This is a genomic window from Amycolatopsis pretoriensis (genome assembly GCF_900107925.1).
GTDB classification, from domain to species: Bacteria; Actinomycetota; Actinomycetes; order Mycobacteriales; family Pseudonocardiaceae; genus Amycolatopsis; species Amycolatopsis pretoriensis.
Genome location: NZ_FNUJ01000001.1, coordinates 1,160,330 through 1,184,492, shown reverse-complemented (window position 1 = coordinate 1,184,492; position 24,163 = coordinate 1,160,330). Strand labels below are relative to the sequence as shown.

At 70.8% G+C, this 24,163-nt stretch carries 19 protein-coding genes; 10 read left to right on the top strand and 9 right to left on the bottom strand.

The features are described from left to right. Window positions 1-2 precede the first annotated feature (2 nt). Window positions 3-1,838, bottom strand: a complete 1,836-nt coding sequence (locus tag BLV96_RS05475) for an ABC transporter substrate-binding protein (RefSeq protein ID WP_086679176.1) — start codon at window positions 1,836-1,838, stop codon at window positions 3-5. A 169-nt stretch (window positions 1,839-2,007) separates the two neighbouring features. On the opposite strand from BLV96_RS05475, the gene BLV96_RS05470 reads away from it, so the two are divergent. Together BLV96_RS05470 and BLV96_RS05465 are read left to right on the top strand one after the other, a co-directional pair. Continuing rightward, window positions 2,008-2,835 (top strand): M55 family metallopeptidase, encoded by an 828-nt coding sequence (locus BLV96_RS05470; RefSeq protein ID WP_086679193.1) that lies wholly within the window; start codon window positions 2,008-2,010, stop codon window positions 2,833-2,835. Beyond that, the gene (locus BLV96_RS05465) at window positions 2,828-4,126 is read left to right on the top strand and encodes a M20/M25/M40 family metallo-hydrolase (protein WP_086679177.1); all 1,299 of its coding nucleotides are present in this window, start codon (window positions 2,828-2,830) and stop codon (window positions 4,124-4,126) included. The genes BLV96_RS05470 and BLV96_RS05465 overlap by 8 nt, the downstream gene beginning before the upstream one ends. Here the strand turns inward: BLV96_RS05465 and BLV96_RS05460 are convergent. Next, window positions 4,116-4,754: a class I SAM-dependent methyltransferase gene (locus tag BLV96_RS05460; protein ID WP_086679178.1), complete on the bottom strand. Its 639-nt coding sequence runs from the start codon at window positions 4,752-4,754 to the stop codon at window positions 4,116-4,118. The two genes, BLV96_RS05465 and BLV96_RS05460, sit on opposite strands and share 11 nt — an antisense overlap. A gap of 41 nt (window positions 4,755-4,795) precedes the next feature. Continuing rightward, on the bottom strand, window positions 4,796-6,430 hold the full coding sequence (locus BLV96_RS05455; protein WP_086679179.1) for a tannase/feruloyl esterase family alpha/beta hydrolase: 1,635 nt from the start codon (window positions 6,428-6,430) through the stop codon (window positions 4,796-4,798). Window positions 6,431-6,575: 145 nt separating this feature from the next. On the opposite strand from BLV96_RS05455, the gene BLV96_RS05450 reads away from it, so the two are divergent. Next, the gene (locus tag BLV96_RS05450; RefSeq protein WP_086679180.1) at window positions 6,576-10,883 is read left to right on the top strand and encodes a GH92 family glycosyl hydrolase; all 4,308 of its coding nucleotides are present in this window, start codon (window positions 6,576-6,578) and stop codon (window positions 10,881-10,883) included. Between the two features lie 58 nt (window positions 10,884-10,941). Then, window positions 10,942-11,478 (top strand): YciI family protein, encoded by a 537-nt coding sequence (locus tag BLV96_RS05445; protein WP_086679181.1) that lies wholly within the window; start codon window positions 10,942-10,944, stop codon window positions 11,476-11,478. A 510-nt stretch (window positions 11,479-11,988) separates the two neighbouring features. Here BLV96_RS05445 and BLV96_RS05440 read toward each other — a convergent pair. Further along, window positions 11,989-12,735: an alpha/beta fold hydrolase gene (locus BLV96_RS05440; protein ID WP_158104194.1), complete on the bottom strand. Its 747-nt coding sequence runs from the start codon at window positions 12,733-12,735 to the stop codon at window positions 11,989-11,991. Between the two features lie 59 nt (window positions 12,736-12,794). On the opposite strand from BLV96_RS05440, the gene BLV96_RS05435 reads away from it, so the two are divergent. Both BLV96_RS05435 and BLV96_RS05430 read left to right on the top strand, forming a co-directional pair. Continuing rightward, the gene (locus tag BLV96_RS05435) at window positions 12,795-15,917 is read left to right on the top strand and encodes a GH92 family glycosyl hydrolase (protein ID WP_091388791.1); all 3,123 of its coding nucleotides are present in this window, start codon (window positions 12,795-12,797) and stop codon (window positions 15,915-15,917) included. Next, window positions 15,914-18,001 (top strand): FUSC family protein, encoded by a 2,088-nt coding sequence (locus BLV96_RS05430; RefSeq protein WP_086679184.1) that lies wholly within the window; start codon window positions 15,914-15,916, stop codon window positions 17,999-18,001. Before BLV96_RS05435 ends, BLV96_RS05430 begins: the two co-directional genes overlap by 4 nt. A gap of 48 nt (window positions 18,002-18,049) precedes the next feature. Here BLV96_RS05430 and BLV96_RS05425 read toward each other — a convergent pair whose 3' ends face one another. The 4 genes from BLV96_RS05425 to BLV96_RS05410 all read right to left on the bottom strand — a co-directional run bounded on the left by BLV96_RS05425 (window position 18,050) and on the right by BLV96_RS05410 (window position 20,545). Continuing rightward, on the bottom strand, window positions 18,050-18,679 hold the full coding sequence (locus BLV96_RS05425) for a DUF4360 domain-containing protein (RefSeq protein WP_167379533.1): 630 nt from the start codon (window positions 18,677-18,679) through the stop codon (window positions 18,050-18,052). A 242-nt stretch (window positions 18,680-18,921) separates the two neighbouring features. Then, complete coding sequence (locus BLV96_RS05420; RefSeq protein WP_086679186.1) at window positions 18,922-19,776, bottom strand: LLM class F420-dependent oxidoreductase; 855 nt, start codon at window positions 19,774-19,776, stop codon at window positions 18,922-18,924. Window positions 19,777-19,778: 2 nt separating this feature from the next. Beyond that, window positions 19,779-20,144, bottom strand: a complete 366-nt coding sequence (locus tag BLV96_RS05415) for a VOC family protein (RefSeq protein ID WP_086679187.1) — start codon at window positions 20,142-20,144, stop codon at window positions 19,779-19,781. Beyond that, window positions 20,141-20,545, bottom strand: a complete 405-nt coding sequence (locus tag BLV96_RS05410) for a nuclear transport factor 2 family protein (RefSeq protein WP_086679188.1) — start codon at window positions 20,543-20,545, stop codon at window positions 20,141-20,143. The genes BLV96_RS05415 and BLV96_RS05410 overlap by 4 nt, the downstream gene beginning before the upstream one ends. A gap of 89 nt (window positions 20,546-20,634) precedes the next feature. Here BLV96_RS05410 and BLV96_RS05405 point away from each other — a divergent pair, with 89 nt between their 5' ends. The 4 genes from BLV96_RS05405 to BLV96_RS05390 all read left to right on the top strand — a co-directional run bounded on the left by BLV96_RS05405 (window position 20,635) and on the right by BLV96_RS05390 (window position 23,585). Beyond that, window positions 20,635-21,066 (top strand): MarR family winged helix-turn-helix transcriptional regulator, encoded by a 432-nt coding sequence (locus BLV96_RS05405; RefSeq protein ID WP_086679189.1) that lies wholly within the window; start codon window positions 20,635-20,637, stop codon window positions 21,064-21,066. 99 nt (window positions 21,067-21,165) lie between these two features. Next, window positions 21,166-22,146: a malate dehydrogenase gene (locus tag BLV96_RS05400; protein ID WP_086679190.1), complete on the top strand. Its 981-nt coding sequence runs from the start codon at window positions 21,166-21,168 to the stop codon at window positions 22,144-22,146. A gap of 131 nt (window positions 22,147-22,277) precedes the next feature. Continuing rightward, window positions 22,278-22,859: a ClpP family protease gene (locus BLV96_RS05395; RefSeq protein WP_086679191.1), complete on the top strand. Its 582-nt coding sequence runs from the start codon at window positions 22,278-22,280 to the stop codon at window positions 22,857-22,859. Between the two features lie 69 nt (window positions 22,860-22,928). Then, complete coding sequence (locus BLV96_RS05390; RefSeq protein WP_086679192.1) at window positions 22,929-23,585, top strand: SGNH/GDSL hydrolase family protein; 657 nt, start codon at window positions 22,929-22,931, stop codon at window positions 23,583-23,585. Between the two features lie 50 nt (window positions 23,586-23,635). On the opposite strand, the gene BLV96_RS05385 is transcribed toward BLV96_RS05390, so the two are convergent. Further along, window positions 23,636-24,082, bottom strand: coding sequence for a DUF6294 family protein (locus tag BLV96_RS05385; RefSeq protein ID WP_086678069.1), 447 nt, complete (start codon window positions 24,080-24,082; stop codon window positions 23,636-23,638). Window positions 24,083-24,163: the final 81 nt, after the last annotated feature.

Below are 24,163 nucleotides of genomic sequence, written 5' to 3'. Positions count from 1 at the left end.
GCTTACTCGCGGTCCTCGGAGGTCTTGTTGCGGCGGCTGATGATCACACCGCCGACGACGATGATCACCACGACGATCGCGCCGACGACGATCCACACGACGGTCCCGCTGCTGCCGGAGTCGGCTGTGGCGGTGTCACTGCCGGCGGGGGTGGCGCCGTAGACGCCCCAGTAGCCGGTCTGCTCGAGGATCGCGCCCTTGGGCTGCGGCTGGGTGGTGAAGGCGGAGAACTTGTCGGAGCGGTAGGCCTCGAGCGCGTTCTGGTAGTCCAGCACGATCGTCGGGAACTGGCTGTAGAGCCGGGCCTGGGCCTGCTTGACGTAGTCCGCGCGCTTGGCGTCGTCGGTCTCGGTCAGCTGCTTCTTGTACAGCTCGTCGTACTGCGGGTCGCAGAAGAACGTGTCGGTGCTGCCGCCCTTGCCGTCCGGCGCCGGCCGCGCACCGCAGGTGTGCAGCGAGAGCGCGTAGTCCGGGTCGGGGTTGGTGCCGTAGCCGCCGATGGCGAGGTCGTACTTGCCGACGGCGGTGCGGTCGGACAGCTCGTCGTCGGAGACGAGGTCCTGCTTGACGGTGATGCCGATGTCCTTGAGCCAGCCGGTGACGTATTGGGCGACGCCCTGGTCGTAGCTGCGGTTGGAGTGGCCGGTCAGGCGCAGTTCCAGCTTGGCGCCGCCGGGGGCGGTGCGGACGCCGTCGGGGCCCTTCTTGTAACCGGCCTGCTCGAGGGTGTTGTTGGCGGCGGCGAGGTCGAACTTGACCTTCTCGCTGTCGCTGGGGTCCCAGTGGTAGTCGGCGTAGACGGCGGGCACGACGCCGCCGCCGACCTGGCCGAGGCCCTTGAGGACCTTGTCGACGATCGCCTGGGTGTCCACCGCCTGGGTGATGGCCTTGCGGACGTTGATGTCCTTGAGGACCGGGTTGCCGTCACCGATCGGGTTGTTCGCGTTGTCGGTGACGCCGAAGTTGAGCGACAGCTCGTCGTAGCGGCGGCCGGGCGCGGCGTTGGTGGTGATGCCGTCCTGGCCCTGCAGCGCGGCGAACTGGTTGGGGTTGAGCCGGTTGATGACGTCGACTTCGCCCTGCTTGAGCGCGTTGACCGCGGCCTCGGTGTCCTTGAACTGCAGCAGCTGCAGTTCGTCGATCTTCGGGGCGCCGCGCCAGTAGTCCTTGTTGGCCTTGAGCTTGACGTACTCGTTGGGCTTGAACTCGGTGACCTGGAACGGGCCGTCGGAGACGCCGGCGATCTTGAGGTCGTCGGTCTCGGCGGCCTTGAGGTCCTTGACCGGCTCCCAGATGTGCTGCGGCACGATCGGGACGTCGAGCAGGTTCATGTTGACCTGCACGGTCTTGGTCTTGACGACCAGGGTGGTGTCGTCGGGCGCGGTGACCGTCTCGAAGTTGGCGACGTAGTTGCCGTTGGCGGTGCGGGCGTTCTCGTCGGTGAGCATCCGGTTGAACGTGTAGGCCGCGTCCTTGGCGGTCACCGGCTGCCCGTCGCTCCACTTGACGCCGCTGCGGATCTTGAACGTCCAGGTCAGCTTGTCCGGCGACGGCGTCCAGGACTCCGCGAGCGCGGGCGAGGCCTCGGCCTTCGCGGCGTCGGGGACGGTGAGGAACTCGTAGGTGAACCGGCCGATCTGCGTGGACGCGGCGAGCACGGCGGTGAACGGGTTCAGGTGGTCGATGCCGGTGGTCAGCGCGACCCGCAGCACCTTGCCCTGCTGGGCCTGGGCGGGCACGGCGAGCGGGATGCCCGCCAGTGCCGCGGCCGCGACGACCGCGCCGACGCGGCCGAACCGGCCGATTCTGCGTGGGAAATGCACCAAAAACCACCCCATCGTTCTCGCTGTGAGCCTCCCCAAGGACGAGAAGTAACCACATACCGCCACAACCGCGCAATATGTTGCCGCTGCGGCAGGTGTCCGATCGTTATCGATCGCTTTCGGTGACACGGTGTGATCGGGGAGCCGCGTCCGGGGCCGGGGCGGCCTGGCTAGAGTGCCGGGCATGCGCATCCTGATCTCGGCGGACATGGAGGGCGCCACCGGCGTCACCTGGACCGACGACGTCGTGCCCGGTTCGCCGCAGTGGGACCGCTTCCGGCGGCTGTTCACCGGCGACGTCAACGCCGTGCTGGCCGGGCTGTTCGAGGCCGGGGCCGCGGACGTACTGGTCAACGAGGCGCACTCGGCGCAGCGGAACCTGCTGCTGGAGGACCTCGATCCACGGGCGCGGATGCTGACCGGGCGGCACAAGCCGCTGTCGATGATGCAGGGGATCGATTCCGGTGTGGACGGTGTGGCGTTCCTGGGCTACCACGCCGGTGCCGGGTTCGACGGGGTGCTCTCCCACACCTACCTGGAGAACCAGATCACCGGGGTGTGGCTGGACGACGTCCCGGCGAGCGAGGGCCGGCTGAACGCGGCGATGGCCGCGGAGTACGGCGTCCCTGTCCTGCTCGTTTCGGGTGACGACGAAACGTGTGACGACGCCCGTGATTACGCTCCGGAGGCGGAGCTGGTCCAGGTGAAGGAGTGCGTGAGCCGGTACGCGGCGATCTGCCTGCCGCCCGCGCGCACGGCGGACCTGCTGACCGGCGCGGCGGCCGACGCGATGGCGCGCGCCGGGCGTGAAGAGCGGCGGGTCGGGGCGCACCGGATCGAGGTGGAGTTCGACGCGAGCCACCTGGCGCAGGCGACGGCGGTGATCCCGACGGTGGAGCAGATCGGGACGCGGCGGGTCGGGTTCGACGCGCCGGACATGACCGAGGCGATGAAGTGCTTCAAGGTCGTCACGGCGATCGCGGCGGGGGCGGTGCAGGGCATCTATGGCTGACGTCGTCGAGCTGTGCGCGGACCTGATCCGGTTCGACACGACCAACCGCGGGAACAACGACGCCAACCCGGAGCGGCCGGCCGCCGAGTACGTGGCCGCGTTCCTGGACGGCCTCGGCATCCCGTCGCGGATCCTGGAGGCAGCACCCGGACGGGCTTCGGTGATCGCGCGGGTGCCGGGGACCGACCCGTCGCTGCCGGCGCTGCTGGTGCAGGGGCACCTGGACGTCGTCCCGGCGGACGCGGCGGACTGGTCGGTGGACCCGTTCGCCGGCGAGGTCCGCGACGGCTGCCTGTGGGGCCGCGGCGCGACCGACATGAAGGACTTCGTGGCGATGGTGCTCGCGGCGCTGGCCGGCGGGGTGCGGCCGCGGCGTGAGCTGGTGCTGGCGTTCGTGGCCGACGAGGAGGACCGCGGCGAGTGGGGCGCGCACTGGCTGGTGGCCCACCATCCTTCGTTGTTCGAAGGCTGCGTGGCGGCGATCAGCGAGTCGGGCGGCTACACCTACCACGTCCCGGCGGCCGACGGCCGTGACGTGCACCTGTACCCGGTCGGGACGGCCGAGCGCGGCACGGCGCACCTGCGCCTGACCGCCCGCGGCCGCGCGGGGCACGGATCGCGGCCCAACGACGAGAACGCCGTCACCCGGTTGGTGGGGGCGTTGCACCGGATCGCGGCGCACCGCTGGCCGGTGTCGCTGACCCCGGCGGTGCGGGCGTTCCTGGAACGGACCGGCGACGCGCTGGGCGTACCGGTGGATCTGTCCACTTCGGACGGAGTGGACGCGGCGGTGGCGGCGCTCGGGCCGGCGGGGTCGCTGGTGCTGCCGACGGTCCGCAACAGCACGACCCCGACGATGCTGGACGCGGGCTACAAGGTGAACGTGATCCCGTCGACGGCTTCGGCGCAGGTGGACGTGCGTGTGCTGCCGGGGACCGAGGAGTCGTTGTTCCTTGCTTTGGACGAGCTGCTCGGCGAGGGGGTGACGCGGGAGTTCGTGGCACACCAGCCGCCGGTGCAGGCGCCGGTGGATTCGCCGTGGTTCTCGGCGATGGCTTCGGCGTTGCGGGCGGAGGATCCCGAGGCCGTGGTGGTGCCGTACTGCCTCGGGGGCGGCACGGACGCGAAGGCGTTCGCGCAGCTGGGGATCGCGAACTACGGGTTCGCACCGCTGTGGCTGCCGAAGGGCTTCCCGTACCGCGCGATGGCGCACGGGGTGGATGAGCGGGTCCCGGTGGAGGGCCTGCACTTCGGGACGCGGGTGCTGTCCCGGTTCCTGGCTACCGCGTGAACTCGGCCCAGTAACGGGCCCCGTCGCGAATCGTCTCCAGGCTCAGCAGCTTCACGCCGTCCTGGGCCACCGACTCGATCTCCGCTCGGCTGAACGGCCACGGCGGGCTCACCCACGTCGCCATGTCGAAGTGCTCCTCCGCCACCTCCGAGACCAGCATCGTCCCCTCCGGTGCCAGAAAGCCCGCCAGGGACGTCAGCGCCGCCGAGCGGAAGGTGCGGGGCATCGCCTGGACGTTCATGATCTCCACCACCAGGTCGAACGCCTGATGCCACTCCCCCGGCGGCTTCAGCAGGTCCGCCACCACGTACTCCACCGCCGACTCCGGGAAGCGCGCGCGGGCAGCCTCGACCGCCGTCGGGGCGACGTCGAAGCCCGTCACCGCCCAACCCTGCGAGGCCAGCAGCTCCGAGTCGTCGCCCAGGGCGCTGCCCACCACCAGAGCCCGGCGGCCCTCGCCGGGCTCCACCCAGTCGGCCAGGTCGGCGTTGGGCGCGCCGCGGGTCCACGGGACCTCGGCCTCGCCGCGGGCGGCGGCGGTGTAGAGCTCGTCGAACCAGCGGGTCGGGCTGCCCTCGGCGAGGGAAGCGCGGGAGAGCACACGGTCGGCGGGTTCCGGCGTCGTCATGGTCGCGACCTTAGCGGCGGCGCCGGACCCGCGTGACCGCTTTACCGCGCTACCGGGCCCGGGATCGCGTACAGGTACTCGCCGGCCCAGTGGACGACGTCCCGGACCGGCGAGGCGGGCGGTGCCGGGCGGAAGTTGGCGGCGTCGTCGACGCTGCCGGTGCCGTCGTAGACCGCTCGCCGCGGGTAGGCGAACACCGGCCGTGTCCGGGTGACGTTCCCGTCGGCGTCCCGGCCGGTCGCGGTCACCACCGTGGGTGTGGTGCCGCGTTCGACCCAGGCGACCAGCTGCTGGAGCGGGTCGAACTCGGTCAGCGTGGTGCCGCCGCCGCAGTGGTAGAGCGACGGGACCATGAACAGCCGGACCCAGTCCTGGGCGTGGCCGCCGGTGAGCCGCTGGTAGTAGTCGAGCGTGCCGGCCGGCGGGATGGCCTCGTCGGCCCAGCCGTGCCACAGCACGAGCTTGCCGCCGCGCCGGTGGAACGCCGACAGGTCGAGGCTCAGCGCGTCGTAGCGGACGCCGACCGGGGTGAGCCGGTCGAATTCGCGCCGGGTGAAGGCGAAGGTGTCCACCGTCGAGGCCGGCGCGCCGATCGGGTAACCGAGGTAGCGCAGGTAGTTGTCGGCGAGGCTGCGGGCGAAGGCGAACCCGCCGGTCTCGGGTGTCGCGATGATCCAGCCGGCCCAGGACAGCTCGGAGCCGGGCTGCTGGCCGCCGGGGTAGAGCAGCGTCCCGTGGGCGTCGGTCGGCGGCGAGTACAGCTTGCGGACGACGGCGACCTGGGCCGGGGTGAGGCAGGACGGCGTGTCGGCGCCGGCGCAGGTCAGCGTCGCCGGGTCGAAGCGGCAGGCACGCGGGTCGTCGAGCTGGCCGTCGGTGAGCCCGTCGAGCCGGTCGCAGGCGGCGAGCACCGCGTTGTGCAGCGCGGGCAGCTTGGCGGCGGTGAGGACGGGGCTGCCGTCGGCGGCGGTGTTGGCTCGCGCGAGCCACGTCTGGTACTCCCCGAGCAGCGGTCCCCAGTAGTTCGCGGGGGCTCCGGCGTCGATGCCGTCGAAGTCCGCCGGGTAGCGCTGGGCCAGCAGCAGGCCTTCGCGGCCGCCGTCGGAGCAGCCGGTGAAGTAGGACTTGCGCGGCGGGGAGCCGTAGAACGCCTGGATGATCGCCTTCGACGCGCGGGAGACGACGTGGGGTGCGCGGAACTCGAAGTCGTCGCGCGCGGCCTGGTCGTGCGCGCCCCAGCTGCCGTCGTCGACGACGGTGGGGGTCGTGCCGACGTGCCCGCCGTCGGTGGCCGCGACGGCGACGTCGCCGCCGTGGGGCAGGCCGCAGTCGGCGAAGGCGGGCGGGGTGATCACGCCGCAGAAGCCGCCGCAGCCGTACTGCAGGTAGCGCCCGGCGTAGGTCTTGGTGGGCAGCCGCAGTTCGAACCGCACGGCCGGTTCGACGTATCCCCGCACGCCGCAGTATTCGGGGTCGGTGGCGGTCGCGGGGACGACGGCGGCCGACGTGACGTGCGTGGTGGCGCCCGGGAGGGCGAACCCGCGGACGAGGTCGCCGCAGGCGGTGATCGGCCGGACGGGTGATTCCGGCTCGGGGTTGGCCGCGGCCACCGCGGCGCACCCGGTGGTAGCGAGCAGGAGAGTCGTGAGTGCGGTGAAGATCCGGACTGGTCTCATGGGTTCGGTGTCCCCTCGGTTGTCCAGTTCTGGCCAGGTTTGCCGACCGGTCTTGACATCGATGTCACCCGCGCGTTTCGCTCTCTGGGCGCCGCCGGTCCCCGTCCGTCGGTCCCCAGTTCACCCTCCAGAGCTTGGAGCAACGATGCCCCGAAGCGCCAGACCGCCGGTCGCTTTCCTGGTGACCGCCGCCGTGGTCGCCGCCGGCCTGGTCGCCCTCCCCGCCACGGCGTCCGCCGCCGAAGAAGCCCTTCCCGCGGATTTCTCGTCCTCCTTCGAGCCCGGTGACGTCCAGCCGACCTGGACCGACACCGTGGACACCGACGCGGCGGGCAAGCCGCGGGCGTCCGGTGTGAACGGCGCGAACGGCACCGCGATCCCGGGCGACATCCGCGGCAAGGTCACCGAGACCAGCGCCAGCAGCGAGAACACCGACGGCGGCGAGGTCGTCGCGAACCTCGTCGACGGCACCACCGACACGAAGTGGCTGTCCTGGGACCCCACGGCGTGGGCGCAGCTGAACCTGTCCGAGGCCACCTCGATCACGCACTACGCGATCTCTTCGGCCAACGACTTCGACGAGCGCGACCCCAAGGACTGGACGCTGCAGGGCTCGAACGACGCGAGCTCGTGGACCGACCTGGACAAGCAGACCGACCAGGCGTTCACCGCGCGGTTCCAGCAGAAGGACTATAAGCTGGCCGCGCCGAGCGCGGCGTACAAGTACTACCGGCTCGACGTCACGCGCAACAACGGCGGCCCGATCCTGCAGCTGTCGGAGCTGCTGCTGGCCAACGACGACCCGGCACCGCCGCCGCTGCCGAACATGCGCAGCTTCACCGACTCCGGTCCGACCAGCGGGTACACGAACAAGAACCGCGTCGGCTTCACCGGGCTCAAGGCGTTCCGCTACTCCGGCACGCAGACCGCCGCGCACGGCTGGTCGTACAACAAGATCTTCGACGTGAACGTGCCGGTCGTGGCCTCGACCGAGCTGTCCTACAAGGTCCAGCCGCAGTTCATCACCGGCGACCTGAAGTACCCGAGCACCAACGTCGCGATCGACCTGGCCTTCACCGACGGCACGTACCTGCGCGACCTGGGTGCGACCGACCAGTACGGCTTCCCGCTGACGCCGGAGGGCCAGGGCGCCTCGAAGGTGCTCTACGCCAACCAGTGGAACCTGGTGCGCTCGGCGATCGGGCAGGTCGCCAAGGGCAAGACGATCGACCGGATCCTGGTCGGCTACGACAACCCGAACGGCGCGGGCTCGCTGCAGGGCTGGCTGGACGACGTGAAGGTGTCGGCGACCCCGACCCCGCCCGCGAGCACCCGCCCGAGTGACAACGTGGTCACGACCCGGGGCACGATGGCCAACAGCACCTTCTCCCGCGGCAACAACTTCCCGGCCACGGCGGTGCCGCACGGGTTCAACTTCTGGACCCCGGTCACCGACGCCGGGTCGGGCAGCTGGCTCTACAACTACAGCACCCAGAACAACGCGCAGAACCTCCCGCAGCTGCAGGCGTTCAGCGTGAGCCACGAGCCGAGCCCGTGGATGGGTGACCGGCAGGCGTTCCAGGTGATGCCGTCCGCGGCCGCCGGGGTGCCCGACGCCAACCGCGACAAGCGCGCGCTGCCGTTCAAGCACAGCGACGAGGTCGCGCGGGCGCACTACTACGGCGTCCAGTTCGAGAACGGGATCAAGACCGAGATCGCGCCGACCGACCACGCGGCGATGATGAAGTTCTCCTTCCCGGGCGCGGACTCGAGCCTGATCTTCGACAGCGTCAACAACTCCGCCGGGCTCACGCTCGACACCGCGGCGGGCACGCTCTCGGGCTACACCGAGACCAACGTGTACGCCGGCGCGGGCCGGATGTTCGTCTACGCGACGTTCGACAAGCCGGTCACCGCGGGCGGCAAGCTCACCGGGCAGGGCCGCGACAACGTCACCGGCTACCTGCGGTTCGACGCCGGCGCCGACAAGACCGTGAACATGCGGATCGCGACGTCGCTGATCAGCGTCGACCAGGCGAAGAAGAACCTCGCGCAGGAAATCGCCCCCGCCGCGACGTTCGACACCGTGCGCGACGCCGCCCAGAAGGCGTGGGACGACCAGCTCAAGGTGATCGAGGTCGAGGGCGCGTCGAAGGACCAGCTCACGACGCTCTACTCGAACCTCTACCGGCTGTTCCTCTACCCGAACACCCAGGCGGAGAACACCGGCACCGCCGACAAGCCCGCGTACAAGTACGCGAGCCCCGTGTCGCCGAAGACCGGCGCGGACACCGCGACCCAGACCGGGTCGAAGGTGGTCGACGGCCAGATGTACGTCAACAACGGCTTCTGGGACACCTACCGCACGACCTGGCCGGCGTACTCGCTGCTCACCCCCGACATGGCCGGGAAGATGGTCGACGGGTTCGTGCAGCAGTACCGCGACGGCGGCTGGATCGCGCGCTGGTCCTCCCCCGGCTACGCGGACCTGATGACCGGCACCAGTTCCGACGTCGCGTTCGCCGACGCCTACCTCAAGGGCGTCCGCAACTTCGACGTCAAGTCGGCCTACGACGCGGCGATCAAGAACGCCACGGTCACGCCGCCGAACTCGGCGGTCGGGCGCAAGGGCCTGGACCAGGGCATCTTCCTCGGCTACACGCCCAACACCGCCAGCGAGGGCTTCTCGTGGGCGATCGAGGGTTACGTCAACGACTTCGGCATCGCGAACCTGTCGAAGAAGCTGGCCGAGGAAGCCGCGCCGAACGACCCGCGCAAGGCGGAGTACCAGGAGAACTACGAGTACTTCACCAGCCGCGCCCAGCAGTACGTGAACCTGTTCGACCCGAGCGTCGGGTTCTTCCAGGGCAAGGACGCGAACGGCAAGTTCACCAAGACCAAGGACCAGTACGACCCGCGCTCGTGGGGCGGCGACTACACCGAGACCGACGGCTGGGGCATGGCGTTCACCGTGCCGCAGGACGGCAAGGGCCTGGCTAACCTCTACGGCGGGCAGGCGGGTCTGGCGAACAAGCTGGACCAGTTCTTCGCCGACCAGGAGACCGCCACCTTCCCCGGTTCCTACGGGGGCGTGATCCACGAGATGCGGGAGGCGCGGGACGTGCGGATGGGCCAGTACGGCCATTCCAACCAGCCGGCGCACCACCTGCTCTACATGTACGACTACGCGGGTCAGCCGTCGAAGACGCAGGCGAAGGTCCGTGAAGCCCTCTCGCGGCTCTACAACGGCGCCGAGATCGGCCAGGGCTACGCGGGCGACGAGGACAACGGCGAGATGTCCGCGTGGTACATCTTCAGCGCGCTGGGCTTCTACCCGCTGCAGATGGGCAGCCCGAACTACGCGATCGGGTCGCCGCTGTTCAAGAAGGCCACCATCCACCTGGCCGGCGGCAAGAACCTGGTGATCAACGCGCCGAAGAACAGCGCGAAGAACGTCTACGTCCAGGGCGTGAAGGTCAACGGCAAGGCGTACTCCTCGACGTCGCTGCCGCAGGACCTGATCGCGCGCGGCGGGACGATCGACTTCGACATGGGCCCGAACCCCTCCAAGTGGGGCACCGGCCCGAACGACGCGCCGAAGTCGATCACCACGGGTGACGCGGTGGCCACGCCGCTGCACGACGAGACCGGCGCGGGCAAGGGCACGCTGTCCACTTCGGACGGTTCGAACGGCTCGGCGCTGCTCGACAACACCTCGCGTACCCAGGCCGCCGTCACCGGGGCCCTGCAGTACCAGCTGAACAACACCGACGAGGCCGTCACGCACTACACGCTGACGTCCCAGACCGGTGCGGGTGACCCGAAGAGCTGGACGCTGAAGGGCTCCTACGACGGCAAGACCTGGGCGGTGGCCGACCAGCAGACGAACCAGGCGTTCAGCTGGCGGCAGCAGACCCGCGCGTTCAAGGTGGCCAACCCGGCGCACTACGCCTACTACAAGCTCGAAGTCACCGCGACCAGCACCGGCGCCCCGGCGCAGGTGGCCGAGTTCGAGCTGCTGGGCAAGCCGGACGCCTCCTGCACTCGCACCATCACGGGTACTTCGAACGGCCCGCTCACGGTCTCGTCCGGCACGGTGTGCCTGCAGGACGCGACGGTGTCGGGTCCGGTGACGGTTGCCCCGGGCGCGTCGCTGGTGGTGCGCGGCGGTTCGGTCAACGGCCCGCTGTCGGCGACCGGCGCCGGCCAGGTCGTGCTGAACCGCACGAAGATCGGCGGACCGGTGGCGATCACCGGGACGACCGGCACGGTGTCGATCGAGCTGACGACCGTCGGTGGCCCGGTCGCGCTGACCGGCAACCACGGGCCGGTGCTCACCGCGAGCACGATCGGCGGCCCGCTGGCGTGCGCGGCCAACTCGCCGGTGCCGACGGACTACGACCTGCCGAACACCGTCCGCGGCCCGGCCGCGGGGCAGTGCGCGAAGATCTAGTCCCGTAGTGCCCTGGATGCCCTCCCCGCCGGTCCGGTGGGGAGGGCATCCTCGCGTCATGGAGTTCTTCTGCTACCACCGCGACCGGCCGGGCTCGGCGGCCCTGCGCCGGGAGCTGCTCGAGGAGCACTGGTCCTACATGGACCGGTTCCCGGGGATGATCGCGCGCGGCCCGACGTTCGACGGTGACCGGCCGACGGGCAGTGTGCACGTGCTCGAGTTGCCGGACCCGGCGGCCGCGCGGGCGTTCGCGTTCGAGGAGCCCGGCTACCAGGCCGGGGTGTACCGGGACGTGCTGCTGCGCCGGTGGCGCGACGAACTGGGGCGGACGATGTGGGAGTTCCCGGGTGGCCGGGAAGGTGGGGAGCGGTGGCTGGTGCTCGGGTTCGGGTCGGGCTCGCCGGTCGAGGTCGAGGGGGCGCGGGACGAGCTGATCGCGTGCGGGCCGCTGCTGTCGGACGACGGTGAGGCTTGGCTGGGGACGGCGGTGCTGTTGCGGGCGCCGGACGCGGTGGCCGCGCGGGAGGTGCTTGCGCCGGGGAGGTATGCCGGGGTCGAGGTGCATCGCTGGCAGTTCGGCGGGCGGCCGGACTGAGCGGTCACGGGTTCGCGTGGTCCCCGAGGGGCGGCACTTTCACGTGAAAGTGCCGCCCCTCGGACGCGGTCAGCCGGCGCGGGTTGGCGTGGCGAGGGCCTGCGGTGCTGCAGGCGGCAGCTCGGCCCCAGCCGGTGGCCGTGGTTCGGCCGGCTGCGCTCGGCCCCGGCCCGAGCGCGGTGAGCCGGCGCGGGTTGGCGTCGCCGGGGATGTGGTGCTGCGGCGCCAGCCCGGCCGTCGCGCTCGGCCCCAGCCTCGGCCCGAGCGCGGTCAGCCAGCGCGGATTGGTGTGGTCGAGGTGACCGCGGTTCGGCCTGCCGCCCGAGCGCAGCCGGCCGTCGCGAGTTGCCGTAGTGGGGTGTGCGGCGGTTCTGGCTGCCGCCCGGCCTCGACCCCGGCGCAGTCAGCCGGCGCGGGTTGCCATGGTCGAGGCGTGCGGCGCGGGTTCTCGTGACCAGATCCGACCGACCGGCCGCTCGCAGCCGTGCCGAGTGCGACCCGGTCCCGTGCTCAGAACCGCCGCAGCCGGGCCAGCGTTGTGCACAGCGCCGGGGCGAAGGCATCCACATCCGACTCGAACCCGCGGTGTCCCCCCGGGAACCGCGCGTACCGGCACGCCAAATGCTCCGCCTGGATCCGCGCCGACCGCTCCAGGCACGTGTCCCTGCTGGCCTCGCCCGCCGCCGTGACCACCGGGATTCCCGTGCGGCGGACCGCGTCGAGGTCCGGGGTGTGCAGGACCACCGCCGGGAACTCGCGCGCCAGGAACGCCGCCGCCGAGGGTCGGTCCGGGAACTCGGCCGACGTCAGCCCCGCCAACGCCAGCGCCGCCTCCAGCCCGATCCGCTCGTGCGCCTCGCGGACCTCGCGGGCCAGCGCCAGCCACTTCGGCGCGTCCGGGAGCAACGTGATCGCCGGGGCCTCGTGGACCACCAGCTCGGTCACCGCGTCCGGGAGCTGGGCCGCCAGCTCGAACGCCACCGAACCGCCGCCGCCCTGGCCGAACACCGCCGCTCGCGGGGCCGCCGCGTGGATCACCGCCGCCGCGTCGCGGGCCTGCTGGCCCAGGTCGAAGTCGGCGTCCGGGCCGCGACGGTCGTAGGTGAGCACCGCGTACGTGCCGGCCAGCCGCCGCGCGAGTGCCGCGTAGCGGGCGCCGGAGCCGCCGCGGCCGGGGATCAGCAGCAGGAGCGGCCCGTCGCCCCGCAGCTCGTAGCGCAGCTCGGCGCCCTCGTTCCGGACGGTGTGCGTGCTCACCGTGGCCTCCTCCCCCGCGTCGAGCACACGCTACGCCGTTCGGCCGATACGGTGGGCGCATGCCCGACGCCGTGTTCTTCTCGTCCTTCGAAACCGGTGATCCGCAGCCGGCGGACGCCGCTCTGACGGTCGACAGCGGACCGGACCGCTCCCCCACGGCCAAGCCCGGCGTCGGCTTCACCGGGGTCAGGGCCCTGCGCTACACCGCACGCCCCCGCAGCGTCCTGTTCGAGCTCGACGCGCCCGTCACCGAGCGCACCGAGCTGTCCTATGTGGTCTTCCCCCGCTCCGATGGCGACATCCCGGCATACCACGCCACCCGGGTCAGCCTCGACGTCGAATTCGCCGACGGCACCACCGCCGGGTTCGACCCGGTCGACGACAAGACGCTGTGGGTGGACCAGTGGAACGCCGTCCGCCGTCCGCTCGGGGCGTTCGCCGGGCGCCGGCTCACCCGGATCGTGCTGCGCACCGACGCGCCCGGGGAGATCACCGGCTGGCTCGACGACGTCCGCGTCGCCGAGCCAGCCGATCCGCCGCGCGATCCCGTCGACTGCGTCCGCACGACCCGCGGTACGCACTCCAGCGGCGAGTTCTCCCGCGGCAACAACTTCCCGGCCACGGCGGTGCCGCACGGGTTCAACTTCTGGACCCCGGTGACCGACGCGGGTGTCACCAACTGGATCTACTCATACCACCGCCACAACGACGAGGAGAACCGCCCGGCACTGCAGGCGTTCGCGCTGTCGCACCAGCCGAGCCCGTGGATGGGCGACCGGCACACCTTCCACGTCATGCCGGGCACCGGCCCGGTCGAACGCGATCGCCGCAAGCGCGCGCTGGCGTTCTCCCACGACGACGAGACCGACTCACCGCACCACTACGGCGTCCGGTTCGCCAACGGCATGACCGCCGACCTGGCGCCGACGTCGCACGCGGCGATCCTGCGGTTCACGTTCCCGGACAAGCACGGCTGGCTGCTGTTCGACAACGTCCGCAACCGCGGCCGCCTGCGGATCGACGCCGACACCGGCGAGATCAGCGGGTACACCCGGGTCCGCAGCCGCCTCTCGGCCGGCGCGCGCCGGATGTTCGTCTACGGCGTCACCGACGCCCCGGCGACGCGCGGGGCGAAGGTCCGCGTGCCTCCGTGGCGGCGGGTGTCGGGCTACTTCGAGTTCGACGGTCCCGACGCGACGCTGCGGATCGCGACGTCGCTGATCAGCCTGGCCCAGGCCAAGCGCAACCTCGAGCTGGAGATCCCGGCCGGGACGACGTTCGAGCAGGTCCGCGACCAGGCGCGGGCGCGGTGGCAGGAGCAGCTGGGCCGGGTCGAGGTCGAAGGCGCCACCGAGGACCAGCGCACCACGCTCTACTCCAACCTCTACCGGCTGTTCCTCTACCCGAACGCCGCGCACGAGAACACCCCGAAGGGCGTCCGGCACGCGAGCCCTGTGGTGCGGCGGCGGTGGCCGAGCACCCGGCGGCGCACCGGCGCGAAGGTCGTCGACGGCGAAATGTACGTCAACAACGGCTTCTGGGACACCTACCGCACCACCTGGCCCGCGTACGCGCTGTTCACCCCGGAGCACTGCGGCCGGATGGTGGACGGGTTCGTCCAGCAGTACCGCGAAGGCGGCTGGATCTCCCGCTGGTCCTCGCCGGGTTACGCGGACCTGATGACCGGCACCAGTTCGGACGTCGCGTTCGCCGACGCCTACCTCAAGGGCGTCCGCAACTTCGACGTCGAGGCCGCCTACGACGCCGCGCTGAAGAACGCCACCGTCACCGCGCCGCACCGCTCGGTCGGCCGCAAGGGTCTCGAGGAGTCGATCTTCCTCGGGTACACGCCGGTGTCCGTCCACGAAGGACTGTCCTGGGCCCTGGAAGGGTGCATCAACGACTTCGGCCTCGCCAACCTCGCCGCGGAGCTTTCACGTGAAAGCTCCGGAGAGCGGGCGCGGATGTACGCCGAACACGCCGCCTACTTCCGCGAGCGCGCCAAGCACTACGTCCACCACTTCGACCCGGTGATCGGCTTCTTCCAGGGCCGCCACCGCGACGGCCGCCGCAAGTTCGGTCCCGAAGGCTACGACCCGGCCGCGTGGGGCGGCGACTTCGTCGAGACCAACGCCTGGAACACCGCCTTCACCGCGCCCCACGACGGCCCCGGCCTCGCCGCGCTGCACGGCGGCAACGCCGGCCTCGAAGCGAAGCTCGACGAAGTCTCCGCGACCCCCGAGACCGGCCGCCGCCCCGGCGCGTACGGCGGCCTCATCCACGAGATGACCGAGGCCCGCGACGTCCGCCTGGGCCAGTACGGTCACTCCAACCAGCCCTCGCACCACATCCCCTACCTCTACAACCTCGCCGGCGCGCCCGCGAAGGCCCAGCGCGTCGTGCGGGAAGTGCTGCGCCGGCTCTACCTGGGCAGCGAGATCGGCCAGGGCTACCCCGGCGACGAGGACAACGGCGAGATGTCCGCCTGGTGGGTGTTCAGCGCCCTCGGCTTCTACCCCCTGGCCGTCGGCAGCCCGCGCTACGCGATCGGCTCGCCGCTGTTCGAGAAGGCGACCGTGCACCTGGGCGAAGGCCGCAAGCTCGTCGTCCACGCCCCCGGCAACACCGACGACACCGTCTACGTCCGCGGCCTGACCGTCGACGGCGAACCGCACGACACGACGTCCATCGCCCACGCCACCCTCGCCGCCGGCGCCGAACTCGTCTTCGACCTCACGACCGAACCCACCGGCTGGGGTGCCCCGCCGCCCCCCGCCGACCCCCCGGCCCCGATCTCCGACGTTACCGGCACCGCCACCAGCGAGGACGCCAAGAACCTCGGCGCGCTCTTCGACGACACCACCCGCACCCAGGTCACCTTCTCGAGCGCCACGCCGTCGGTCGAGTTCACCGTCACCGGCGAACCCCGGGAGGTCACGATGTACACGCTCACCTCCGGCACCCGCCGCGGCGACCCCAGCGCGTGGATCCTCGAAGGCTCCGACGACGGCACCCACTGGACCACCCTGGACGAACGCACCGGCGAACTGTTCCGCTGGCGCCGCCAGACCCGCCCGTTCACCCTCGCCGCCCCGGCGGCCTGCCCGCACTACCGGCTGCGGATCACCGCCACCCGCGGCGGCCGCACCACCCTCGCCCAGTGGGAGCTGCTCGCCCGATGAACCACTTCCGCACCGCCGCGCTCGACCGGCTGGCCGCGGCCGACCCCGGCCTGGTCCGGCTGCGGCTGGCCGGCTCCGCCGTCCTCGGCATCGTCCTGGCCGTGGCCGCGCTGCTGCCCACGCACGTCCCGCTCACCGTGATGCTGGTCGGCGCCATCGCGGCGATGATGACGGCGTTCACCGTCAACGACGCCACCCCCGGCGGCCAGGCCGTCACCCTGGTGCTGGCGTTCCTCACCGGGGCCGCGTCGATCACCGTCGCCAGCCTCAGCTCCGCGCTGCCGCCGATGGACAGCGTCGTGTTCGTCCTGCTGATCTTCGTCGCGGTCTACGCCCAGCGCTTCGGCGCCCGCGGCACCGCGCTCGGGTCGATCGGGTTCTTCCTGTTCTTCTTCCCGATGTTCCTGCAGGCCCACCTCGCCCAGGTGCCACAGCTGCTGATGGCCCTCGCCGTCGGCGTCCTCGCCAACGCCGTCGTCCGGTTCGTCCTGCTGCGCCACAACGCCGAAGCGGAGTTCCTGCGCGTGCGCCGCGCCTTCCGCGCCCGCCTCGCCGCGGTCGTGCGCGCCACCGAGGCGCACCTCGCCGTCAACGGCAGCGAGCGCACCCGCAAACAGCTCCGCCACGCACTGGCCCGGCTCCACGAGTGCGTCCTGCTCATCGAGGACGCCGCCCCCGACGTCGTCGACGCCCGTGCCGCCGACCGGCTGCGCCGCCGCGCCATCGAAGTCGAGCTCGCCGTCCAGTGGCTCGCCATCACCGTCCAGCGCACCTGCTCCGACGAACTCACCACCGACGTCCGCGACGACCTCATCGCCCGCCTCGCCCGCTTCCGCGCCCTGATGGAACGCGACCCGCGCGAACTCCCGCTGATCAGCCAGACCGGCGAATACAGCCGGATGCTCGTCGAAGGCAGCCGCATCGACTCTCACGCCGCCCCCGGCGACGGCGTCCGCAAAGCACTGGCCGAGCTCGCCCTGGCCGACGACCGCGCCCAGCGCGCCGCGGCACCCGAGTCCACAGTGGACCCGCTCGACGACGAAGACGACGACGAGCCGACCCCGGCCTTTGCCTACGACAACCGCACCCGCAGCGCCATCCAGGCCGTCGTCGGCGGCGGCCTCGCCGTGCTCGGCGGCGAACTCGTCTCCCACCAGCGCTGGTACTGGGCCGTGCTCACCGTCTTCGTCGTGTTCATCGGCGCCTCCAGCGCCGGCGCCACCTTCGTCAAGGGCGTCCGCCGCCTCGGCGGCACCCTCATCGGCATCGTCGGCGGCGTCCTGCTCGCGCTGCTGGTCGGCGGCAACACCCCGGCCACGCTCTCGCTGATCCTGGTCTGCGTCTTCGGGATGGTCTACACCGCCCGCGTCTCCCAGGTCGTGATGGCCTTCTTCATCACCAGCATGCTCGGCCTGCTCTACAGCCTGCTCGGCACGTTCAGCCTCGCCGTGCTCTGGATCCGCGTCGCCGAAACCGCGGTCGGCGCCGCCGCCGGCATCCTCGCCGCCGTCGTCATCGTCCCCGTCCGCACCCGCGCGGTCATGCTCGACGACATCGTCGCCGTCCTCGACGAACTGGCGGAGTTCCTCGAGCACAGCCGCGACCTGCTCGCCGGCGAAGAGAACGTCAACATCATCGAACTCTCCCGCGACCTCGACCGCGCCGTCGAACAGGTCCGCACCACCGTCGAACCGCTCACCCACCCGGTCAACCTCCGCAGCGCCCGCCGCGACTACGGCTGGCACGTCCTCACCACCCTGGAAACCATCGCCTTCCGCGCCCGCCACGTCGCCGCCCGCGCCCAGCCCGGAATGCTCGCCGGCCCCGACACCGACCGCCTCCGCCAGTTCACCGGCCGGCTCCTGGCCAACATCGACGTCCTGCGCAAAGCACTCGACGCGCCGGGTGGCCCCACACCCGGCACGCTCGTGCGCGACGACGGCACCCCGGTCTCCGACCGCGTCGAGCAGGCCGAAACCCGCGCCGTCCTCTCCAGCCTCAGCCACCTCGACGAAGCACTCGTCTCCCTCGGCCGCGTCTTCGACCTCCAGGCCACCGACCCCCGCGCCCCCGCGAAGAAGTGACCACCGGGGCGGCGCGGGTGCGCGCCGCCCCGGTTCACCGCGATCAGGTCACGGGCACTGCAGCCACGCGAAGTGGTACACCGTGGTGATGCTGCCGTCGGTCGAGTCCATCGTGACGTAGCTCGTCGTCTTCTTCGGATCCGACGTCCCGGCCGCGGCCCGCAATTCCGTGTTGATGTTCAAATTGCGTTCCTCACCACACGGCTTGAACACGATCGCGCCGACTTCCGTCGAATCGGTGAAATGCCAGTCGTCTTCGAACGGCCCCGCCAGCGGATGCTGGATGTACGCCGTCGGCGAATTGCCCTGGAAATAGTAGTTGGCTCTTTCCAGACCGGTCGCGCCGCGTTCCAGGTGGGCGAATCCGCGGTAGTCGGCCTGCGCGATTCCGTAGGTGAACCCCTGCGGGACGTGCACGCGCAGGCCGATCTGGCAGTTCTTCCGCGCGTCCAGCGGGCCGGCACCGACCCCGACCAGCGCCGTGTAAGCGCTGTAGGTCACGGTGAACGCCGTGTTGTCCTGCGAAACCGCCACCGCCGACGTGTTCGGCGGACAGCCCGTGCCGATGGCGTTCACGACGTCGATGACGATTTTGTCAGGCGGCGGAGGAGTGTTCCACGAATGCGGGGTGACCACAGAGGACAGCGCCACAACGGCAGCAACTACCGCAGAAAGCATCGGAATCCTTCCCAATACATTCTAATTGGGGACGGGGGCGCCGACCATGGTAGCGAATGGATCATGGTCCGAAACCCCGCTGAACGGAGCAACACGCAGTAGCCGTCCCGCCACGCGGTATACCGATAATTTCGAGCCGTCATTTAGCGGGCCACGGATAAAAGGGACCGGAAAACGATTTCGCGCCTCCGGACCGCCGCCCGCCGTCCGCGATCACCCCGCGACGTCCGGGCTTGATCGTTTCACTCCGCGAGCAGGCCCCCGACCCGCCCCAGCGTCGCGACGTCCGCCGCCCGCCACGGCCCGGCTGTGATCACGACCGCGTGCCCGATCCCCCACTCCGCGAACTCCGCGCACCGCCGCGCGAACGACTCCGCGGACTCCCCCGGCGCCAGGCGCGTGCTGATCGTCTTCTCGATCTCCCCGTACGGCCGCCCGGCCGCCTCGCAGTGTCGCGCGAGGACAGCCAGCTTGTGCCGCACGGTCTTCCCGCCGTCCGGGATGTCGAACACGTTGCACGCGTCGGCGTACTCCGCCACGAGCCGCAGGGTCTTGCGCTCACCCGCCCCGCCGATCAGCACCCGCGGGCGCCGCACCGGCCGCGGGTTCCCGATCGGACGGTCGAGGCGGTAGTGCCTGCCCTCGAACGCCGAGGAGTCGCCGTCCCACATCCGCCGCGCCAGCCGGAGTGTTTCCTCCATCCGCTCGAAGCGCTCGCCCACCGGCGGGAACGGCAGGCCCATCGCCCGCGCCTCGCCGTCGTGGTGCCCGGTCCCGATGCCGAACCGGGCCCGTCCGCCGGAGAGGACGTCGAGGGTCGTGACCGCCTTGATCAGCAGCGCCGGCGGCCGGAACGTCACCGCCGACACCATCGTGCCCAGCCCGATCCGGCTGGTGCGCGCGGCCAGGAACCCCAGCGTCGTGTACGCCTCCAGCATCGCCGAATCCGGCGTGCTGTTCGGGTCGGCCTGCAGCAGGTGGTCGGGCACCCACAGCGTGTCGAGCCCGGCGTCTTCGGCGGCCACCGCGACACCCGCCAGCTCTTCGGTCGGTTTGTCCGGCCACGAGAAGTCCGTGACCCCGATGCTCAGCCGCACGGCTACCCCCTCGTCAGCAGTTCCAGGTTGTGGCCGTCCGGGTCTTCGAAGTAGACGCCGCGGCCGCCGTTCAGGGTGTTGAGCTCACCGGCCCGCTCGTGGAACGGGTCCGCCCAATACGCGACGCCGGCCCGCTCGATCCGCGCCAGCGCGGCGTCGAAGTCGTCGTCACCGACCAGGAACGCGTAGTGCTGGCTCGTCACGCGCTCCACCCGCAGGTAGTCCAGCGTGACGCCGTTCGCGAGCCGGACCGGCACGAACGGCCCGGCGACCGGCTCGGTGCGCAGGCCCAGAATCCCGGCGAGGAACTCCGCCGACTTCTCCCGGTCGGTGGCACACACGATCGTGTGGTTCAGTTCGACGCTCATCGGTCGCCCCGTTCCGGCGTGAACGGCGGCGGGCCGCCGATCGGGCTGAGGTGGATGCCAGCCAGGCGCCACCGGTCGCTCTCGCGGACCAGGACGTGGGTGGCGCGGAACCTGCCGTTCGCCGGGTTGCCCTGGTGGGTCGCGAGCTGCTCGTGGACGCCGATCGCGACGGCGGTACCGCCGAAGTCGCGGACCTCGACGTCGGTCCAGGTCAGCTTTTCGGTGACCAGCCCGCCGCCGCGGTAGCGCCCCAGCCACCGGTCGCGGTCCAGGACGAAGCCGAGCGGGCCGACCAGGCGGAAGCCGTCGGTGACCAGGCCGGCCAGGACCTCGGTGTCCCCGCGCTCTTCCGCGGCCGCCCAGACCCGGCCGAACTCGCGGATCTCCTCTTCGGTGCTCATCGGGTTCCCCTTCCGGTTCGATGAGCGCAACGTTAGATGTCTAATGATTAGATGTCAAACGCTTAGACTTCTGCGGTAAGGTGCCCACCGTGCCAGCACCAGCCACCACCCCCATCGGCGTCGTCCTCGCCCGCACCGCCAAAACCGCCGGCCGCGCCTTCGACCAGGCCCTCGCCACCGCCGGCGGCTCCCAGCCCGTCTGGCAGATCCTCATCTCCCTCAAGACCAGACCGGTCGCCAACCAGCGCGAACTCGCCGACGCCGTCGGCATCCAAGGCGCCACCCTCACCCACCACCTCAACGGCATGGAAACCGCCGGCCTCGTCACCCGCCGCCGCGACCCGGAAAACCGCCGCGTCCACCTGGTCACCCTCACCCCGGAAGGCGAACAGCTCTTCCTGCGACTCGCCACCGCCTCCATCGCCCACGACGAACGCATGCGAAAAGGCCTCTCCGACACCGAGATCACCCAGCTCGCCGACCTCCTGCACCGGCTCGCCGCCAACGTCTCCGATACCTGATCGATCCAGCGAGAGTGACTGGACGCACCCGACCGGCGACCACGAGGAGGGATAGGCTCCAAGGCACTAGCCAAAGTCGTCTCAAGCTGGAGTACCGCAATGACCCAAGCCCCTGTCAACGTGACCGTCACCGGCGCCGCCGGCCAGATCGGCTACGCGCTGCTCTTCCGCATCGCGTCCGGTCAGCTCCTCGGCCAGGACGTCCCGGTGAAGCTGCGGCTCCTCGAGATCCCGCAGGCGGTCAAGGCGGCCGAGGGCACCGCCATGGAGCTCGACGACGGCGCCTTCCCGCTCCTGTCCGGCATCGACATCTTCGACGACCCCAAGCAGGCCTTCGAAGGCACCAACATCGCCCTCCTCGTCGGCGCCCGCCCCCGCAGCAAGGGCATGGAGCGCGGCGACCTCCTCGAAGCCAACGGCGGCATCTTCAAGCCCCAGGGCGAAGCCATCAACGCCGGCGCCGCCGACGACATCAAGGTCCTCGTCGTCGGCAACCCCGCCAACACCAACGCCCTCATCGCGAAGTCGCACGCCCCCGACGTGCCCGCCGACCGCTTCACCGCGATGACCCGCCTCGACCACAACCGCGCCCTCGCCCAGCTCTCCAAGAAGCTCGGCGTCCCCGTCACCGAACTCAAGAAGCTCGCCATCTGGGGCAACCACTCCGCCACCCAGTACCCCTCGGTCCAGCACGCCGAGGTCGGCGGCAAGGCCGTCGAGGTCGACCAGGCCTGGCTCGAGAGCGACTTCATCCCCACCGTCGCCAAGCGCGGCGCCGCCATCATCGAAGCCCGCGGCCTCTCCTCCGCCGCCTCGGCCGCCTCCGCCGCCATCGACCACGTCTACACCTGGGTCAACGGCACCCCCGCCGGCGACTGGACCTCCGCCGGCGTCGTCTCCGACGGCTCCTACGGCGTCGCCGAAGGCATCATCTCCTCCTTCCCGGTCACCGCGAAGAACGGCAAGTACGAAATCGTCCAGGGCCTCGAGATCGACGACTTCTCCCGCGCCCGCATCGACGCCTCCGTCGCCGAGCTCGTCGAAGAGCGCGACACCGTGCAGAAGCTCGGCCTCATCTGAGCCACACCACGACCAAGGGCCGCCGTCCACACCGGACGGCGGCCCTTTCGCGTGATCGCCCGCAGCGAACTCCGCACGCTCACAGCGAAACCCCCACCGCCGACCCACCCCACGGCCCTACCGTCAGCCCCATGACCCTTCTCGCCGCACCCGACATGCAGGCCCCGAGCACCGCCCCCGAAGACTCGGTCTACCAGCAGCTCCTGCGCGACCGCATCGTCTTCCTCGGCTCCGAGGTCAACGACGACGTCGCCAACCGCATCATCGCCCAGCTCCTCCTGCTCGCCGCCGACGACCCGGCGAAGGACATCACCTTCTACATCAACTCCCCCGGCGGCTCGGTCTCCGCCGGCATGGCCATCTACGACACCATGCAGCTCGTCAAACCCGACGTCGCCACCTACGGCCTCGGCTTCGTCGCCTCCATGGGCCAGTTCCTGCTCTCCTCCGGCACCCCCGGAAAGCGCTACCTCCTGCCCAACACCCGCATCGTCATGCACCAGCCCTCCGCCGGCATCAGCGGCGCCGCCACCGACATCGCCATCCAGGCCGAAGTCTTCGGCAAGATGAAGCGCCGCATCGCCGAAATCACCGCCCGCCAGACCGGCCAGAGCGTCGAACGCATCACCACCGACGCCGACCGCGACCGCTGGTTCGACGCCGACGAAGCCCTTTCCTACGGCTTCGTCGACCACATCGTCGCCGCCGGCTGACACGCCCCTGGCGGGGGATGCCAGCCCGCTGTGCGTTCCCCGCCAGCCGCCCCCGCCACCCTCGACCGCATGACGATCACCTTGAAACCCCACAGCACCGTGCTCTTCGCCGGCGACTCCATCACCACCCTCTGGCGACCGGAAGGCGAAGACCGCTGCGGCTACCCCCTGCTCGTCGCCGGCGAATGGTGCTTCCGCCACCCCGATCGCCCCATCACCTGGATCGACACCGCCGACGCCGGCCACACCGTGACCGACCTCGAAGCCCGCTGGCGGACCGACGTCCTCGACGCCCACCCCGACGTCGTCTCGATCCTCGTCGGCGTCAACGACAACGGACGCCACACCTTCGACCCACACCGCAGCGAAGTCTCCACGGACGAGTTCGCGGCGGGCTACGACCGCCTGCTCGCACCCCTCGCCGAAGCCGGCGCGGAGCTGATCCTCATCGAACCGTTCCTCCTGCCGGTCGAAGGGGTCACCGAAGCCGGGGACATCCGCATCGACGCCGACGTGCGCCGCGACTGGCGAGCCGGCCTCGACCCCAAGATCCAGGTCGTCCGGCACCTCGCGGCCGAATACGGCGCCCACCTGATCACCGCCGACCGCATGTTCGCCGAACTCTCCGCGGAAACCGGACCGGAACACTGGTCCGCGGACGGCGTGCATCCGACCCCGGCCGGCCACTGCGCCCTCGCGGAAGCCTGGCTCGGCCTGGTCTCCTAGCCGCAGCGGGACTCGCCCCGGGTGCCCGCGCGGGCACCCGGGGCGAGCGATCAGCAGTGACTCGTCAGCCGCATGCTCTGGATCCGGTCGAACCACGCCGGGTCGAACGACCCTGCGTCGAACCACCACGTCCACTGGTTCTTCACCGTGCCCCGCACGAACTTCGGGTCACCCCCGTGCGTGATCGGGCCCAGCACGAAACCGTTCACATCCGTGGCGACCGGCCACATCAGCCACGCGTCGTCGCTGTCGCTGCTGATGATCACCGCCTCGAACGACGCACTGCCGTTCCGGTTCAACGTCCACTTGGCCTGGTCCATCGTGCAGTCGCCCGCCGTGATGCGACCCCAGGTGAACCAGCAGGAACCGGCGCCGGTGCAGGTCGCCTCCGTGGTCGCCGCCGTCTGCGTCCCGGCCGAAGCCTGCCCCACGAACAGGCTGCTCAACGCCAGCACGAACAAGGCCACGACGACCGAAACCCGACGTGATCCGTTCATCGAATCTCCCTCCCCGAGAATTGCCGAAGCCCCAAGTTAGCTCCGCGCTGCTGGCGGGAGAGGTCACGGACGTGCGGTCCC

Excerpts from the sequence above, each read along its gene's own strand:
- BLV96_RS05410 (WP_086679188.1), bottom strand. The coding sequence starts at position 20,545 with ATGAGCACCGAAGAGGAGATCCGCGAGTTCGGCCGGGTCTGGGCGGCC.
- BLV96_RS05455 (WP_086679179.1), bottom strand. The coding sequence starts at position 6,430 with ATGAGACCAGTCCGGATCTTCACCGCACTCACGACTCTCCTGCTCGCT.
- BLV96_RS05400 (WP_086679190.1), top strand. The coding sequence starts at position 21,166 with ATGACCCAAGCCCCTGTCAACGTGACCGTCACCGGCGCCGCCGGCCAG.
- BLV96_RS05430 (WP_086679184.1), top strand. The coding sequence starts at position 15,914 with ATGAACCACTTCCGCACCGCCGCGCTCGACCGGCTGGCCGCGGCCGAC.
- BLV96_RS05475 (WP_086679176.1), bottom strand. The coding sequence starts at position 1,838 with ATGGGGTGGTTTTTGGTGCATTTCCCACGCAGAATCGGCCGGTTCGGC.
- BLV96_RS05390 (WP_086679192.1), top strand. The coding sequence starts at position 22,929 with ATGACGATCACCTTGAAACCCCACAGCACCGTGCTCTTCGCCGGCGAC.
- BLV96_RS05470 (WP_086679193.1), top strand. The coding sequence starts at position 2,008 with ATGCGCATCCTGATCTCGGCGGACATGGAGGGCGCCACCGGCGTCACC.
- BLV96_RS05445 (WP_086679181.1), top strand. The coding sequence starts at position 10,942 with ATGGAGTTCTTCTGCTACCACCGCGACCGGCCGGGCTCGGCGGCCCTG.
- BLV96_RS05425 (WP_167379533.1), bottom strand. The coding sequence starts at position 18,679 with ATGCTTTCTGCGGTAGTTGCTGCCGTTGTGGCGCTGTCCTCTGTGGTC.
- BLV96_RS05460 (WP_086679178.1), bottom strand. The coding sequence starts at position 4,754 with ATGACGACGCCGGAACCCGCCGACCGTGTGCTCTCCCGCGCTTCCCTC.
- BLV96_RS05465 (WP_086679177.1), top strand. The coding sequence starts at position 2,828 with ATGGCTGACGTCGTCGAGCTGTGCGCGGACCTGATCCGGTTCGACACG.
- BLV96_RS05450 (WP_086679180.1), top strand. The coding sequence starts at position 6,576 with ATGCCCCGAAGCGCCAGACCGCCGGTCGCTTTCCTGGTGACCGCCGCC.
- BLV96_RS05435 (WP_091388791.1), top strand. The coding sequence starts at position 12,795 with ATGCCCGACGCCGTGTTCTTCTCGTCCTTCGAAACCGGTGATCCGCAG.
- BLV96_RS05395 (WP_086679191.1), top strand. The coding sequence starts at position 22,278 with ATGACCCTTCTCGCCGCACCCGACATGCAGGCCCCGAGCACCGCCCCC.
- BLV96_RS05385 (WP_086678069.1), bottom strand. The coding sequence starts at position 24,082 with ATGAACGGATCACGTCGGGTTTCGGTCGTCGTGGCCTTGTTCGTGCTG.
- BLV96_RS05415 (WP_086679187.1), bottom strand. The coding sequence starts at position 20,144 with ATGAGCGTCGAACTGAACCACACGATCGTGTGTGCCACCGACCGGGAG.